This is a genomic window from Burkholderia sp. 9779_493, assembly GCF_015712215.1.
GTDB classification, from domain to species: domain Bacteria; phylum Pseudomonadota; class Gammaproteobacteria; order Burkholderiales; family Burkholderiaceae; genus Burkholderia; species Burkholderia cenocepacia.
In genome coordinates this window covers 142,157-156,202 of record NZ_JACCQA010000003.1, presented here as the reverse complement: position 1 = coordinate 156,202, position 14,046 = coordinate 142,157, and the positions used below count along the sequence as shown (strand labels likewise).

The 14,046-nt window shown below is 69.4% G+C and carries 13 protein-coding genes; 8 read left to right on the top strand and 5 right to left on the bottom strand.

What is annotated here, in order from left to right; genetic code table 11:
- Positions 1-14: 14 nt before the first annotated feature.
- Together H0X95_RS03835 and H0X95_RS03830 are read right to left on the bottom strand one after the other, a co-directional pair.
- Complete coding sequence (locus H0X95_RS03835) at positions 15-428, bottom strand: MarR family winged helix-turn-helix transcriptional regulator (protein WP_006482973.1); 414 nt, start codon at positions 426-428, stop codon at positions 15-17.
- Between the two features lie 123 nt (positions 429-551).
- A complete protein-coding gene (locus tag H0X95_RS03830) occupies positions 552-1,727 on the bottom strand; it encodes an HPP family protein (RefSeq protein ID WP_059720787.1) in 1,176 nt (391 codons plus the stop codon).
- A gap of 362 nt (positions 1,728-2,089) precedes the next feature.
- Between H0X95_RS03830 and H0X95_RS03825 the strand changes: the two genes are divergently transcribed.
- On the top strand, positions 2,090-3,058 hold the full coding sequence (locus H0X95_RS03825) for a LysR family transcriptional regulator (RefSeq protein WP_006494690.1): 969 nt from the start codon (positions 2,090-2,092) through the stop codon (positions 3,056-3,058).
- A gap of 25 nt (positions 3,059-3,083) precedes the next feature.
- Here H0X95_RS03825 and H0X95_RS03820 read toward each other — a convergent pair whose 3' ends face one another.
- Both H0X95_RS03820 and H0X95_RS03815 read right to left on the bottom strand, forming a co-directional pair.
- Complete coding sequence (locus H0X95_RS03820) at positions 3,084-4,448, bottom strand: MFS transporter (RefSeq protein ID WP_059720788.1); 1,365 nt, start codon at positions 4,446-4,448, stop codon at positions 3,084-3,086.
- A 64-nt stretch (positions 4,449-4,512) separates the two neighbouring features.
- Positions 4,513-5,451: a 2-hydroxyacid dehydrogenase gene (locus H0X95_RS03815; RefSeq protein ID WP_196445887.1), complete on the bottom strand. Its 939-nt coding sequence runs from the start codon at positions 5,449-5,451 to the stop codon at positions 4,513-4,515.
- A gap of 113 nt (positions 5,452-5,564) precedes the next feature.
- Between H0X95_RS03815 and H0X95_RS03810 the strand changes: the two genes are divergently transcribed.
- From H0X95_RS03810 to H0X95_RS03785, 6 genes are all read left to right on the top strand, one after another.
- Positions 5,565-6,473 (top strand): LysR substrate-binding domain-containing protein, encoded by a 909-nt coding sequence (locus tag H0X95_RS03810; RefSeq protein ID WP_006482957.1) that lies wholly within the window; start codon positions 5,565-5,567, stop codon positions 6,471-6,473.
- Positions 6,474-6,751: 278 nt separating this feature from the next.
- Positions 6,752-7,783, top strand: coding sequence for a TRAP transporter substrate-binding protein (locus H0X95_RS03805; protein ID WP_059720790.1), 1,032 nt, complete (start codon positions 6,752-6,754; stop codon positions 7,781-7,783).
- Positions 7,784-7,786: 3 nt separating this feature from the next.
- Entirely contained in the window at positions 7,787-9,673 is a 1,887-nt protein-coding gene (locus H0X95_RS03800; RefSeq protein ID WP_080403476.1) for a TRAP transporter large permease, read from the top strand.
- A gap of 8 nt (positions 9,674-9,681) precedes the next feature.
- Positions 9,682-10,764 (top strand): LacI family DNA-binding transcriptional regulator, encoded by a 1,083-nt coding sequence (locus H0X95_RS03795; RefSeq protein ID WP_059720791.1) that lies wholly within the window; start codon positions 9,682-9,684, stop codon positions 10,762-10,764.
- Positions 10,761-11,783 (top strand): hydroxyacid dehydrogenase, encoded by a 1,023-nt coding sequence (locus tag H0X95_RS03790; protein ID WP_059720792.1) that lies wholly within the window; start codon positions 10,761-10,763, stop codon positions 11,781-11,783. The genes H0X95_RS03795 and H0X95_RS03790 overlap by 4 nt, the downstream gene beginning before the upstream one ends.
- Positions 11,780-12,637, top strand: coding sequence for an amidohydrolase family protein (locus H0X95_RS03785; RefSeq protein WP_034202241.1), 858 nt, complete (start codon positions 11,780-11,782; stop codon positions 12,635-12,637). Before H0X95_RS03790 ends, H0X95_RS03785 begins: the two co-directional genes overlap by 4 nt.
- A 114-nt stretch (positions 12,638-12,751) precedes the next feature.
- Here the strand turns inward: H0X95_RS03785 and H0X95_RS03780 are convergent, their stop codons facing one another.
- Positions 12,752-13,840 carry a calcium:proton antiporter gene (locus H0X95_RS03780; RefSeq protein ID WP_006483972.1) on the bottom strand — a complete coding sequence of 363 codons (1,089 nt, stop codon included), beginning with the start codon at positions 13,838-13,840 and terminating at the stop codon, positions 12,752-12,754.
- On the opposite strand from H0X95_RS03780, the gene H0X95_RS03775 reads away from it, so the two are divergent.
- A complete protein-coding gene (locus tag H0X95_RS03775; protein WP_193372798.1) occupies positions 13,839-13,982 on the top strand; it encodes a hypothetical protein in 144 nt (47 codons plus the stop codon). The two genes, H0X95_RS03780 and H0X95_RS03775, sit on opposite strands and share 2 nt — an antisense overlap.
- Positions 13,983-14,046 lie beyond the last annotated feature (64 nt).

Sequence of the window (14,046 nt, the reverse complement as noted above, 5' to 3'; positions counted from 1 at the left end):
CGGAGTGGCAAGGGTCAGTAATCGATCTGGGGAACCTGGAACGTGTCCTTGAGCGACTTCAGTTCGGCGCGATGCATGGCCGCGAGGCGGGCGAGCAGCGTTTCGCCGGCGTGCTCGAGGTGGACTTCGACCTGGCGGCGGTCGGCTTCGCTCGGCTTGCGCTTCACGAGCCCGAGCGCTTCGCAGCGCGTCACCAGCGCCACGACGCCGTGGTGCTGCGCCTGCAGGCGTTCCGCGAGTTCGCCGATGGTCGCCCATTCGCGATGCGGATAGCCCTTGATGTGCAGCAGCAGCAGGTATTGCAGCGGCGTCACGCCTTCGCTTTGCGCGGCGCGTTCGGAGAAGCGCTCGAAGCGGCGCATCTGGTAGCGGAACTCGGACAGTTGCTGGAAATCGCCTTTCGTCAGCGCGCGTCGGGTATCGTTCATCGAGGTCGGTCGGGCAGTCGGTTACGGTGGCGGCAAATATATCACAATATGATATAAATGGCCGAAATCAGGCGGAATGGTCGCATTCCGCGTGTCGCAGGCGGTGACGTGGCGGGGTGCGCGCTACGCGGCCTCGAGCATTTGGGTCTGCTGATACAGGCCCGTGACGAGATCCGTCTGCGTAATGATGCCGACGAGCCGGCGCGACGCATCGACGACCGGAATATGGTGGTGGCCCGAATGCGTGAACAGCGGCACGAGCGCCGTAATCGGCATGGTTTCCGGCACCGATGCGACGTCGCGCGTCATCACGGACGCGACGCTCGCGGGCTGGCCGCCGAACGATTGCGGCAACCGCGCGGACAGGCGCTGCCACAGCGGGGCCGGACGGCGCAACTGACGCGTGAGGTCGGCGCGCGTGACGATGCCGGTCAGGCGGCCTTCGCCGTCGACCACCGGTAGCGCCTTCACGCGGTGGCGATCGAGCAGCGTGAGCGCGGCCGCGACCGACGTCGACGGCGCGACCTCGATCGCATGCTTCGTCATCAGGTCGGCGCACTTCAACTGGCCGAACGTGCGCGTATAAGCCTGCATTTCGGTTTCGCGCAGCAGCGTTTCGAGATCGTCCGGATCGACGTCGAGCCATTCGCTGCGGCGCTTCAGCACCGCGTCGAGGTCGCCGCGCGTGAAGCCGCCGCGCGCCGGGGCGGCGCCGCCGGTCTGCGGTTTCGCTTCGGGGCGCACGCCGCCGTGCGGGTAGCGGTGCCCGGTCAGCGCGTGATAGACGAGCGCGGCCGACAGCAGGATCGCCGATTGCAGCGCGATCGGCTGCACGACGAAGCCGAAGCCGAGCGCATGGATCGCCGGACCGCCGACCACGGCCGTGAGCGCGACGGCCCCCGACGGCGGATGCACGCAGCGCAACGCGAACATGCCGCCGATCGCGCAGGCGATCGCGACCGCGGCGGCCGTGATCGGATCGGCGATCCATTGCGCGCACGCGACGCCGACCGTCGCCGCGACGAGATTGCCGCCGATGATCGACCAGGGCTGCGCGAGCGGGCTCGCCGGCACCGCGAACAGCAGCACGGCCGACGCGCCCATCGGCGCGACGAGCAGCGGCACGAGGCCCGGCACGCCGGGCAGCAGCCGCATCGTGACGCCGACCGTCGCAATGCCGACGAGCGCGCCGGTGCACGAGCGCAGGCGCTCGCGCCAGCCGAGTGTCATCGGATGGGGAATGAAGCTGTGCAGCCACTGCCGCAACGTGCGGCGCGACGGGGAGGAGCCTGACGACATGGACGGTAAGCGGTAAAAATGACAACGCGAGGGCGCGGCGGCCAAGCGCGGAATTATATCGTGTTGTGATACAAATTGTCGCGCGGCATCGCGTCGTTGCACGCGTGCGACGCGCAAGTCTTGCAAAATGCTTTCACCGGATGAGAACTTGCGTGCGCACAATCGCCCAAATTTGTCTGCAGCGGCGTACAATTCGGCGCACTGAATTCCCCCGTCATGCCAGAACCCCGTACGCGATGCCCGCTCTCCCGCCTTCTCCCCGGCACGGTGATCGATTCGACGTGGTTCGCGGCCGTGTTCCGTTGCCCCTCTGACGCGAGCGCCGCCGACGCCTCCCCACTGACTCTCCCCAAGCCAATTCAATGGACATGCTCGAAAACATGCGCCTGTTCGTGCGCGTCGTCGAAGCCGGCAGTTTTACTGCGGTCGCGAAGGAAATCGACGCGACCACCGCGCAGGTGTCGCGCGCGGTCTCGAACCTCGAAGCCCACGTGCAGACGCGCCTGCTGCATCGCACGACCCGCCACCTCGGCCTGACCGAAAGCGGCGAGCGCTATTTCGAGCGCGCGAAATCGATCCTCGCGGAAATCGACTACGCGAACGCGGAGGCGCGCAACGCGCTGCTGCGGCCGAGCGGCAAGATGCGCATTCACGCGATGACGGGGCTCGGGCAGAGTCATGTCGTGTCGTCGATCGTGCGCTACCAGGAGGACAACCCCGACGTATCGGTCGAGCTGACGCTGGCGCAGCGGATGCCGAATCTGGTCGAAGAGGGCTACGACGTATCGATCGTGACGGCGTCGCAGCTGCCCGATTCGGGCTATGTCGCGCAGACCTGCGGCACGAGCTGCAGCGTACTCGTCGCGTCGCGCGAATACCTGGCGCGGCACGGCACGCCGCAGACGCCCGACGAACTGCCGAACCACGTGTGCCTGCGCCTCGACACGCCCGCGTCGCCGGCCGGCGAATGGCGCCTGGAGCGCAGCGACGGCGAGGAAACCGTCTACGAGCTGCAGCCGGCGCCGTTCCAGGTCAACGTGCCGGACGCGCTGTGCGTCGCGGTGCGCGCCGGGCGCGGGATCGCGTGCGTGGCGCTGTATACGGTGCTCGACGATATCCGCGAAGGGCGCCTGATCCGCGTGCTGCCCGAGTACCGGCTGCAGACGGTGAGCGTCTATGCGGTCTACGCGACGCGCCGCTATCTCGATGCGAAGATCCGCACCTTCCTCGACCACCTGCGCACGACGCTCACGCCCGCGCTCGAGAACGATCTGCGCGAACTCGACCGGCTGACGACGGAGCACGTGCCGAGCAGCCGCCAACGCGCGTGACGGCGCCGGCGTGCGGCCGCGGCGCTCATGCGGCCGGCGCGATGCGGATCCGCTCGAAGCGGCCCGCGAGCCATACGTACGCCGCAATGCCGATCAGTCCGTGCGCGGCGACGAACCACAACGCGCCGGCGAACGAGCCGGTGCTGGCGACGAAGTAGCCGATCACGAGCGGCGTGACGATCCCGGCGATGTTGCCGAGGCCGTTGAACACGCCGCCGCTCAGCCCGACCATGCCTTCCGGCGCCGTGTCGGCGAGCACGGCCCAGCCGACCGCTGCGAGCCCCTTGCCGAAGAACGCGATCGTCATCAGCGCGATCACGACCGCGTTCGACGATGCGCCGTTCGCGAGCACGAGCAGCGTCGCCATTGCCATCCCCGCGACGAACGGCGTCTTGCGCGCCCTCGACGGATGCATGCCGCGCCGGATCATCCAGTCCGACAGCACGCCGCCGAGCACGCCGCCCGTGAAGCCGCAGATCGCCGGCAGCGCGGCGACCCAGCCGGCTTCCATGATCGTCATCCCGCGTCCCTTGATCAGGTAGATCGGGAACCACGTGATGAAGAAGTAGGTGAGCGCCGTGATGCAGTACTGGCCGATGTAGATCGCCCACAGGTTCCGGTGGCGGAACAGTTGCGACACGTCGTGCGACGACACGCGCGGCCGCTCGCGCACGCGGTTCGCTTCCAGATCGACGAGCGCGCCGTGAGCACGCAGGTAGTCACGCTCCGCGTCGGTCACGCGCCGATGGCCGTGCGGCTCGCGATACCACGCGAACCACAGCGCGGCGAGCGCGATGCCGAGCAGCCCCATCCACAGGAAGACGTGCTCCCAGCCGAGCGCATGCGTGAGCCACGCCATCGCCGGCGTGAACAGCACGACGGCCATGTACTGCGCGGAATTGAACAGCGCCGACGCGGTGCCGCGTTCGGCCGTCGGGAACCAGCAGGCGACGATCCGCGAATTGGCCGGAAACGCCGGCGATTCGACGAGGCCGAGCATGAAGCGCATCACGAACAGCGCGAGTGTCGCGGCCGCGCCCTGCACGGCGAACGCGCCGACCGTGCCCTGCAGCATCGTGAACACCGACCACAGCAACAGGCTCAGGCCATACACGCGCCGTGCGCCGAAGCGGTCGAGCAGCCAGCCGCCCGGAATCTGGCCGATCGCATAGGCCCAAGCGAACGCGGAAAAGACGACGCCGAGCTGGACCGGCGTGAGCCCGAGATCGTGCGCGACGCCGGTGCCGGCGATCGACATCGTCGCGCGGTCCGCATAGTTGACGACGGTGACCGCGAAAATCAGCGCGAGGACCGCGTAACGGACGCGGCCGATCGTGCGCGAGGCGGCGGGCGAGGCGGCGACGGCAGCGCCGCTGGATCGATGGGACATGCGTGTCTCCTGGCCTCCGTCGTGCGGAGGCATCCGGTGTTGTAACGGGCGGGCGGTGTGGCGCTCAGCGGGTGACGCTGGTCGGCGGGCGCTGGCCCGCGAAGCATGCGGCGAGGTTCGCGAGCACGATGCGGCCCATTGCCTCGCGCGTTTCGTGCGTGGCGCTCGCGCGGTGCGGCTGCACGACGACGCGATCGAGTTCGAGCAGCGCGGCCGGCACGTGCGGTTCGTTCGCGAACACGTCGAGACCGGCGCCGGCGATCGTGCCGTCGGCCAGCGCGCGCACGAGCGCGGCTTCGTCGACCAGCTTGCCGCGTGCGACATTGATCAGGAATCCTTGGGGGCCGAGCGCGGCGAGCACATCGGCCGTCACCAGCACGTTGCCGTGATCGGCCGAGGCCGCGATCACGAGCACGTCGCTGTCGCGTGCGAGCGCGGCGAGGTCGGGCACGAAGCGATAGCCGCTGTCGCGATGCTCGCGCGGGCCGAAGTAACTGACGGGCATCCGGAACGCCTGCGCGCGCTGCGCGATCGCGCGTCCGACACGGCCGAGCCCGACGATGCCGAGCCGCTTGCCGGTGACCTGCGTCGCGAGCGGCTGCGCCGTTTTGCGCCAGCGGCCGGCGCGCACGATCCGCTCGCCGGCGCCGAGGTCGCGCAGGGTCATCAGGATCAGGCCCAGCGCCATGTCGGCGACGTCATCGGTCAGTACGTCGGGGGTCGTCGTCACGTGGATGCCGCGCGCCCGGGCGCGGTCGAGATCGACCGCGTCGGTGCCGATGCCGTTGATCGCGATGATCTCGAGCGCGGCGAGCCGGTCCATCAGCGCGGCGGACAGGCCGTTCGCGCCACCCGTCACGACGCCGCGAATGCGCGGCGCCACGCGATCGAGCAGCGCCTCCGGTTGCTCGGCCGCATACAGCCGGTGCACGGTATAACGGGCGGACAGTTCGGCGTCGATGGTGTCGGGAAGCGGCTGGGTCAGCAGGATGTCGATGGTCATGAAGGTCTCGGTCGTCGTGCGCGGCGCGGGCCGTGCATCAGGTGGAACCGAGTATAGAAATCGTATCGATATCGGTCTAACATCAAAAGACTATCGATTGATTCAAGATTTGAATGATTGAACTGCACCAGCTTCGCTGTTTCGTCGCGGTCGCCGAAGAGCTGCATTTCGGCCGCGCGGCCCGGCGACTCTTCATGACCCAGCCGCCGCTCAGCCGGCAGATCCAGTTGCTCGAGCACGCGCTCGGCATCGCGTTGCTCGAGCGCAGCAGCCGGCAGGTCAGCCTGACCGCGGCCGGCGAGCGCTTCCTGCGCGACGCGCGGCACATCCTCGAATTTTCCGCGCGCGCCGAGCAGGCCGCGCAGCGCGTCGCGCACGGCGGGGCCGGGCGCATCACGCTCGGCTTCACGGCCGTCAGTGCGTACCGGATGATTCCGGTGCTGCTCGCGCACGCGGCGCATGCGTTGCCGGACGTCGACGTCGAATTGCGCGAGATGGTGTCGACCGTGCAGATCGACGCGCTCGCGTCGCGGATGCTCGACGCGGGTTTCGTGCGCCAGCGCGCGGCGCGCCAGCCGCTCGAATACCGGCTCGTGCAGCGCGAACCGATGCTCGTCGCGGTCGCGGAGGGCGCGCCGCTCGCGACCTACGAGCAGATCGGCCCCGACGAGCTCGACCGGCAGCCGTTCATCGCGTATTCGCCGAACGAGGGCAAGTATTTCCACGACATGATCTCGGGGATGTTCGCGGGCGCCGGGCGGCTGCCGAACTACCTGCACTACGTCGGCCAGACGCATACGATCCTCGGCCTCGTGCGCGCGGGGCTCGGTGCGGCGCTGGTGCCGGCGTCGGCGCGCGAGCTTCATGTGGACGGCGTGGTGTTCCGGCCGCTGGCCGGCGTCAACGTGGCGGCCGAGCTGTATCTCGCATGGCGCGCGGACAACGACAATCCGGCGCTGCCGGTGTTCAACGCGATGGTCGAGCGGTTTCTGACGGACAGCGCGGACGATCCGGGCGTTTAGCGGTGCGCCTGCTCGCCTGAGCGGCCTGCCGCGTACCACCGAAAGTCGGTCGTCCGATGATCGAAGACGCGGGCGCGAATTGTTTGCGGCGTCCCCAACGCGTGAAAAACGGCGATTTTTCATACGAGTTCCGCCCGAAATACGCGCCACACGATCCGGATTTTTTGTCCTGAACAGGGGAAACCCCCATTTTTCTCTCATCGGTCGTCGTATTACTGTATCGATACACTAAATCGATACAGTCGCGTCGCGAGACGCACTCGCAAAGGAGACGGCTCATGAATACCTACACCCGGCGGCGCTTTCTGCAGACGGTGTCCGCCGCCACGCTGGCGGCCGCGGGCGGCTTGCCGGAAGGCGTGCGCGCGCAGCAGCCGGTCGTCACGCTGCGCTGCTCGTCGTCGATGCCGGCCGACCAGAACGCCGCGCATTACGTGTGGTACGAGCGTCTCGCCGCGAACCTGAAGGCGAGCGTGGGCGATGCGATCCGGGTCGACTACTTTCCGAACAGCCAGCTCGGCAAGGAAAACGATGTCGTGCAGCAGGTCAAGATCGGCGCGATCGACATGATGATCTCGGGCTCGTCGATCTGGGCCACGATCGCGCCGGAGCTCGGGATGCTCGATCTCGGCTACCTGTTCGACAGCTACGCGCACGTCGCGAAGGCGCTCGACGGTCAGGTCGGCACGAGCCTGAACGCGCTGCTGCAAAAGCGCGCCGGATGCTCGGTGCTGACCTGGGGTTCGCATTTCGGCGGGCGCTGCGTATTCACGAAGCAGCCGGTGACGGCGTTGCCCGGCCTGAAGGGGGCGAAGCTGCGCGTGCTGCCGACGCCCGCGTTCATGGATACCTTCAAGGCGATGGGCGCGGTGCCGACGCCGATTCCGTTCGGCGAGCTGTACATGGCCGTGCAGACGGGCGTCGTCGACGGTCTCGAGCACGATCCCGCCACGGTGCTCGCGAGCCGCTTCGACGAGATCGTGAAGTCGTGCTGGCAATCGCGCCACGTGTTCGCGGCGATGACCGTCGTGATGGGGCGGCGCGCGCTCGACCGGATTCCGGCCAATCTGCGGCCGGCCTTCGATCGCGCGGTGGCCGACGCGACCGCGCAGCAGCGTGCGATTGCCGCGCAGAAGGCCGCGCAGGCGGAGCAGGCGCTGAAGCAGCGCGGCATGGCGTTTTACCCGCTGGCCGACGCCGAGCGCGCGGCGTTGCGGCAGACGATGCACGACCGCCTGTATGTGGCGTTCGCGAAGCAATATCCGGCCACCGCGCCGCTGTTTCCGGCGATCGCCGCCGCGCGGGGTTGAGCGATGGACATGCACTCCGTGTCGGGCGCCGCGCCGGCTCCCGCTGCAGGCCAACCGGCGCATCGCGCCGCCCGCGTGCTGGATGCGCTGCTGCGCTGGCTCGAGTACCTGTCGGCCGCGGTGCTCGGCGTCGACGTGCTCGTCGTGTTCGTGTCGGTCGTGTTCCGCTATTTCCTGCACGACCCGGTCGACTGGGCCGAGGAAGTGGCCAGCGCGCTGATGATCGTGCTCGTGTTCTTCGGCGCGGCGACGGTGCTCGGGCGCAGCCAGCATGTCGGCATCGACGTGTTTCGCGGCCGGCTGCCGGCACGCTGGCAGGGCGCGCTGATCCAGGTCGGCCACTGGATCGTGGCGGCCGTCGCGCTGAACCTGCTGGTGTCGTCGTGCCAGTTGCTCACGGATTCGTACGACCAGTTGACGACGGGCGGCTTGCCGGGCTGGATCAACGGGTATCCGATGATGTTCGGCGCGCTGTTCATGACGGTATTCGCGCTTGCGAATGCGCTGAACGCGCCGCGCCGCCGGGTGATCGGCACGTTCGCGTGCTGCGCGGCGCTCGCGGGCGCCGTGTACGGCTGGAACGCGCTGTGGCCCGCGCATGCGGTCGCGCCGGGCACGCTGCTGGTCGCGGGCTTCGTCGGCGGGCTGGTGCTCGGCGTGCCGATCGGGTTCGTGCTGGCGTTCTCGGCGCTGCTGTATTTCCTCGCGGATCCGACGCTGCCGCTGCTGGTCTACTCGCAACAGGTGATGGCCGGCGCCGATCACTTCGTGCTGCTCGCGGTGCCGTTCTTCGTGCTGGCCGGGCTGCTGATGGAGACCAACGGGATGTCCGCGCGGCTCGTCGAGTTGCTGCTGCGAATTTTCGGGCGCGTGCGGGGCGGGCTCGGCCTGATCGTGATCTTCGCGACGGCGTGCTTTTCCGGCGTGTCGGGCTCGAAACTGGCCGATATCGCGGCGGTGGGCGGCGTCGTGATGCCGGCGGTGCGCCGCGCGCGGCAGGACCCCAACGAAACCGCCGCGCTGCTCGCGTGCAGCGCGGTGATGGCCGAAACGATTCCGCCGTGCGTGAACATGATCATCATGGGCTTCGTCGCGAACATCTCGATCGCCGGGCTGTTCGTCGCGGGGATCGTGCCGGCGGCCGTGCTGGCCGCGTCGCTCGCGGTCGTGACGGTGATCACTGGGCGCAGGATCGACGTGGCCGAGGTGTTCGGCGAGCGTCGCGCGTGGCTGCCGCTCGCGGGCGGCGCGCTCGTCGCGCTGGTCATGGTCGCGATGATCGGCAAGGGCGTGACGTCGGGGATCGCGACGTCGACCGAAGTGTCCGCGTTCGCGGTGGTCTACGCGCTCGTCGTGGGCTGGCTCGCGTTCCGCGAACTGACGTGGCGCTCGGTCGGCCGCGTGTTCGTGCGCGCCGCGTCGATGGCGAGCGGTATCCTGTTCATCGTCGCGGCGGCGTCGAGCGTGTCGTTCGCGCTGTCGATCGAGCAGATTCCGGCCCTCGTCTCGGGCACAATGACGGCGTTTGCCCATCAATACGGCGCGACGATGTTCCTGCTGCTGGCGGCGCTGCTGATGATCGTGTTCGGCGCCGTGCTCGAAGGCGCGCCCGCGCTGATCATCTTCGGGCCGCTGCTCGCGCCGATCGCGCTGCAGCTCGGCATCCATCCGCTGCATTTCGGCACGGTCGTGGTGGTGGCGATGGGGTTCGGGCTGTTCGCGCCGCCGGTCGGCCTCGGGCTGTTCACGACCTGCGCGATCACGGGCACCGAGGTCGGGCGCGTGGCCCGGCCGATGGTGAAATATCTGCTGGTGCTGTTCGCCGCCCTCGTGGCGCTGATCTTCGCACCGGCGTTTTCGTTGTGGCTGCCGGCCCATTTCGGCCTGTAGCCCGTTCTATGCAAGACGACATGAGTACGATTCAGGACGTGGCCCGTCATGCGGCCGTTTCGGTCAGCACGGTTTCGAACGTGCTCAACGGACGCACCGACCAGATGAAGCCGGAGACGCTCGAACGCGTGAAGGCGGCGATGGACGCGCTGCAGTACCGGCCGAGCACGCTCGCGCGCCAGCTCAAGACGGGGCAGACGCCGCTCGTCGGGCTGCTGGTGCCGTCGATGGCGAACCCGATGTACGGCTACATCGCGCGCGAGATCGAGGCCTGCGCGCAGGAACGGTATGGCCATCGCGTGCTGATCGGCAACACCTACCGCGATGCGCGCAAGGAGGCGTCGTTCTTCGACGATCTGTACGCGCACGGCGTGCGGCGCGTGATCGTGATCTCGTCGCTCGCCGACGAAAGCCACCTCGAGCGCGCGGCCGAACGCGGGATGGCGGTCGTCAGCTACGACCGGCGCGCGACACCCGGCGAGCAATCGAAGGTCGATCACGTGACGGCCGACAACGAGGCGGCCGCGCGGCTCGCGACACGCCGGCTCGTTGACGCCGGCCATACGCGGCTCGCGTTCGCGACGGTGGCCGGCATCACGGTGAGCCGCAGCGACAAGATCCGCGGCTTTCTCGCCGTGGCAAGCGAGGCGGGCGGCGCCACCCAGGCGCGCGTGCTCGACGGCGGTCCCGCGAACGAATACGGCGACTCGGTGATCGTCGACGTCGGGCGTGCGCTCGGCGTCGAGCTCGCGGCCGATCCCGCGCGGCCGACCGGCATCGTCGCGGTCAACGACCTGTTCGCGCTCGGCCTGATGGCCGGGCTGCGCGACGGCGGCTTGCGGGTGCCGGACGATGTCTCCGTCATCGGGATGGACGGTCATTTCCTGTCGGCGATCTCGTGGCCGGCGCTGACCACGGTGCAACTGCCGGTCACCGAAATGGCCGGCGAGATGGTGCGGCGCGTGATGCGGCAGGAGGGCGACGCACCGTCCGCCGGGCCATGCGTGTTCGCGGACGTGACGCTCGTGGAGCGCGCCTCGGTCGCGCCGCCGCCGGCGCAGGCGGCCGGCACGAACGGAGGTCACGCATGACGCGCGTCTACGTCACGCATCCGAGCGGGATGATCGACCACTACTTCGGCGCCAGGGCGTTGCGCGCGCTGCGCGCGATCGCGGACGTCACCTGCAACCCGCACGATCGCGAACTCGACACGGACGAACTGATTGCCGCCGCGCAGGGATGCGACGCGATCATCGCGTACCGGCAGACCCCGGCGCCTCGCGCGCTGTTCGCGGGGCTGCCGGTACTTGCCGCGTTCCTGCGTTGCGCGGTCGACATCCGGACGGTCGACGTCGCCGCGGCGAGCGCGTGCGGCGTGCTGGTCACGCAGGCGAGCCCCGGCTTCGGGCCGGCCGTCGCCGAGTGGGTCGTCGGCGCGATGATCGACCTCGCGCGCGGGATCGGCGGCTACGCGGACGCGTACCATCGTGGCGCGCCGCCGGTGCCACGGATGGGGCGCGAACTGCGCGGCAGCACGCTCGGCCTGATCGGCTATGGGCAGATCGCGCGCCATCTCGCCCCCGTCGCGACGGCGCTCGGCATGCGCGTGCTCGTCAGCGATCCGTACGTGCGGGTCGACGCGCCGCCGCCCGAACAGGTCGACGCCGCCACGGTGCTGCGCGATTCGGATTACGTCGTCTGCCTTGCGCCGGCCACGCCGGCCACCGCGAACCTGATCGATGCGGCGGCATTCGCGGCGATGAAGCCGGGTGCGTGCTTCATCAATGCGTCGCGCGGCGAACTCGTCGACGAGCAGGCGCTGGCCAACGCGCTCGCCAGCGGGCGGCTGGCCGGTTGCGCGCTGGACGTCGGCCGTGCTGCGGACCAGATGCCGACGCCCGCGCTCGCCGCGCATCCGCGCGTCATCGCGACCCCGCACATCGGCGGGCTGACGCTGCCGGCGATCGAGCATCAGGCGCTGGAGACGGTCGACCAGCTCGCCGCGCTGCTCGACGGGCGCGTGCCGACCGGCGCGGTCAACGCCGCGCAGGCGACGCGGCTCGCGCGCTGGCGCGCGTCGCACGCATCCGTCGCGCCGGGCGGGCGATGATCCGCGACGGCGTGGGCGGCACGCGGTTCCCGGACGCGTGCGATTGCCATATCCATATCTACGACGATGCGTACCCGCTCGCGCCGACGGCGACGTTTCGGCCGCCCCATGCGCCGGCGGACGCGTATCGGCGCGTGCAGCGCGCGCTCGGCCTCACGCGCGTGGTGATCGTACAGCCGACCGGCTATGGCGCCGACAACCGATGCACGCTCGCTGCACTGGCCGCGTTCGGTCCGCAGGCGCGCGGCGTCGCGACGTTGCCGGTCGACGTGCCGGATGCGGAGCTGGAGCGGCTGCATGCCGCCGGCATGCGCGGCGTGCGCTTCATGATGCTGGCGGGCGGCACCGCGCAATGGAGCGATCTGGAACGGATGGCCGCGCGGATCGCGCCGCTCGGCTGGCATATCGACCTGCAGTTCGACGGTCGCACGCTGGCCGATATCGAGCCGACGCTGGCGCGGCTGCCGGCGCGCGTGGTGATCGATCACACGGGCAAATTCCTGACGCCCGTCGCCCCGGATGCACCGTCCTTTGTCGCACTGCGACGCCTGCTTGATCGCGGCCACGCATGGGTGAAGTTGTCCGCGCCGTACGAGACGTCGCAATCCGGCGCACCGGGCTACGACGACGTCGCGCGTCTCGCCGCCGTGCTCGCGCGCGGCCATTCGACACGCTGCGTGTGGGGCAGCAACTGGCCGCATCCGAACGCATCGCCGCTGCCGGACGATGCACGCCTGCTCGGCTGGCTGCACGATTGCGCGGCGGACGACGCGATTGCCCGCGCGATCCTGGTCGACAACGCGGCTGCGCTCTATGGATTCGAGACGGACACGCAGCGCGAAACCGTCGCGTGACGCGCTGCCGCCCCCGTTGGGTCACGGCGGCGCGAAGCGAAGGACAGGGAAGGGACTTGAAGAAGTGCAAGCGGCCCGCCGGAGCGAATCCGCCGGGCCGCTTGCATTGGAGCGTCAGTGAGTGATCGACAGGAACAGGTACGCGGCGAACAGCGCGACGTGCACGACGCCGTGCAGCACCGTCGTGCGCCCCTGGCTCAGCGTGAGCGTACTGACCAGCAGCGTGAGCGCGAGCAGGACCGTTTCCATCGCGCCGATCCCGAGCGTGAGCGGCTGGCCGACCCAGATGAACACGGCCGCGACGGTCGGGATCGTGAGCCCGATGCTCGCGAGCGCCGAACCGAGCGCGAGGTTCATGCTGGTCTGCAGGCGGTTCGCCCGCGCGGCGGTGACGGCCGCGAGCCCTTCCGGCAGCAGCACGAGCGCGGCGATCACGATACCGACCGCGGCTTCGGGCGCGCCGAGCTTCAGCACCGCATGCTCGACGGCCGGCGACAGCAGCTTCGCGAGCAGCACGACCGCGACGAGGCTCGCGAACAGCAGCACCATGCTGGTGATCGCGGTGCGGTTGCTCGGCGCCGCCGCGTGCACCGCTTCGTCCGCGGTGTCGTGCGCGGCGAGGAAGTAGTCGCGGTGGCGCACGGTCTGCACGAACACGAACGCGCCGTACAGCACGAGCGACGCGACGCCGGCGAACGCGAGCTGCGATTTCGAGAAGAACGGGCCCGGGGCGGCGCTCAGGTAGTTCGGCATCACGAGCGACAGCACCGACAGCGACGCGAGCACCGCGAGCGCCTTGCTCGCGCCGCGCCCCTGGAAGTCCTGTTCGCCGTGCTTCCATGCGCCGACCAGCAGGCAGATGCCGACGATGCCGTTACAGATGATCATCACGGCGGCGAACACGGTGTCGCGGGCGAGGCCCGATTTCTCCGGGCCCGCGCCGAGCATCACCGACACGATCAGCGCGACCTCGATGACGGTCACGGCGACCGCGAGCACGAGCGTGCCGAACGGTTCGCCGACGCGGTGCGCGACGACTTCCGCGTGGTGGACGGCGGCGAACACGGCGCCGGCGAGCGCGGCGGCGAACACCGCGATGACGAGGCCTTCGGCCGGCACCGCGCGCGACAGCGCGAGTACCAGCCAGGCGGCAAGCGGGGCCCAGAGGGTCCAGCGCGGGAGCTGGTTGGACGACAGCGGCATGGAGGGTTTCCTTATGCGAGTGGCGGCGCGCGACGCGCCGTCACGGGTTGACGAAGCCCGGCCGTACTATCCGCCGAACGAGGACGATGAAACCGAAAAGGTGGCGGCGCGCAACGGCGCTGCCCTGGGTTCGCTGCCGTGAGGCGGCGAGGGGCGCGGGCGGGCCGAGGCCCGTCGCGGGATGAAACGGTTCGATGCGGTTGCCC

Excerpts from the sequence above, each read along its gene's own strand:
- H0X95_RS03785 (WP_034202241.1), top strand. The coding sequence starts at position 11,780 with ATGATCCGCGACGGCGTGGGCGGCACGCGGTTCCCGGACGCGTGCGAT.
- H0X95_RS03800 (WP_080403476.1), top strand. The coding sequence starts at position 7,787 with ATGGACATGCACTCCGTGTCGGGCGCCGCGCCGGCTCCCGCTGCAGGC.
- H0X95_RS03780 (WP_006483972.1), bottom strand. The coding sequence starts at position 13,840 with ATGCCGCTGTCGTCCAACCAGCTCCCGCGCTGGACCCTCTGGGCCCCG.
- H0X95_RS03810 (WP_006482957.1), top strand. The coding sequence starts at position 5,565 with ATGATTGAACTGCACCAGCTTCGCTGTTTCGTCGCGGTCGCCGAAGAG.
- H0X95_RS03790 (WP_059720792.1), top strand. The coding sequence starts at position 10,761 with ATGACGCGCGTCTACGTCACGCATCCGAGCGGGATGATCGACCACTAC.
- H0X95_RS03835 (WP_006482973.1), bottom strand. The coding sequence starts at position 428 with ATGAACGATACCCGACGCGCGCTGACGAAAGGCGATTTCCAGCAACTG.
- H0X95_RS03820 (WP_059720788.1), bottom strand. The coding sequence starts at position 4,448 with ATGTCCCATCGATCCAGCGGCGCTGCCGTCGCCGCCTCGCCCGCCGCC.
- H0X95_RS03775 (WP_193372798.1), top strand. The coding sequence starts at position 13,839 with ATGGAGGGTTTCCTTATGCGAGTGGCGGCGCGCGACGCGCCGTCACGG.
- H0X95_RS03805 (WP_059720790.1), top strand. The coding sequence starts at position 6,752 with ATGAATACCTACACCCGGCGGCGCTTTCTGCAGACGGTGTCCGCCGCC.
- H0X95_RS03795 (WP_059720791.1), top strand. The coding sequence starts at position 9,682 with ATGCAAGACGACATGAGTACGATTCAGGACGTGGCCCGTCATGCGGCC.
- H0X95_RS03815 (WP_196445887.1), bottom strand. The coding sequence starts at position 5,451 with ATGACCATCGACATCCTGCTGACCCAGCCGCTTCCCGACACCATCGAC.
- H0X95_RS03825 (WP_006494690.1), top strand. The coding sequence starts at position 2,090 with ATGGACATGCTCGAAAACATGCGCCTGTTCGTGCGCGTCGTCGAAGCC.
- H0X95_RS03830 (WP_059720787.1), bottom strand. The coding sequence starts at position 1,727 with ATGTCGTCAGGCTCCTCCCCGTCGCGCCGCACGTTGCGGCAGTGGCTG.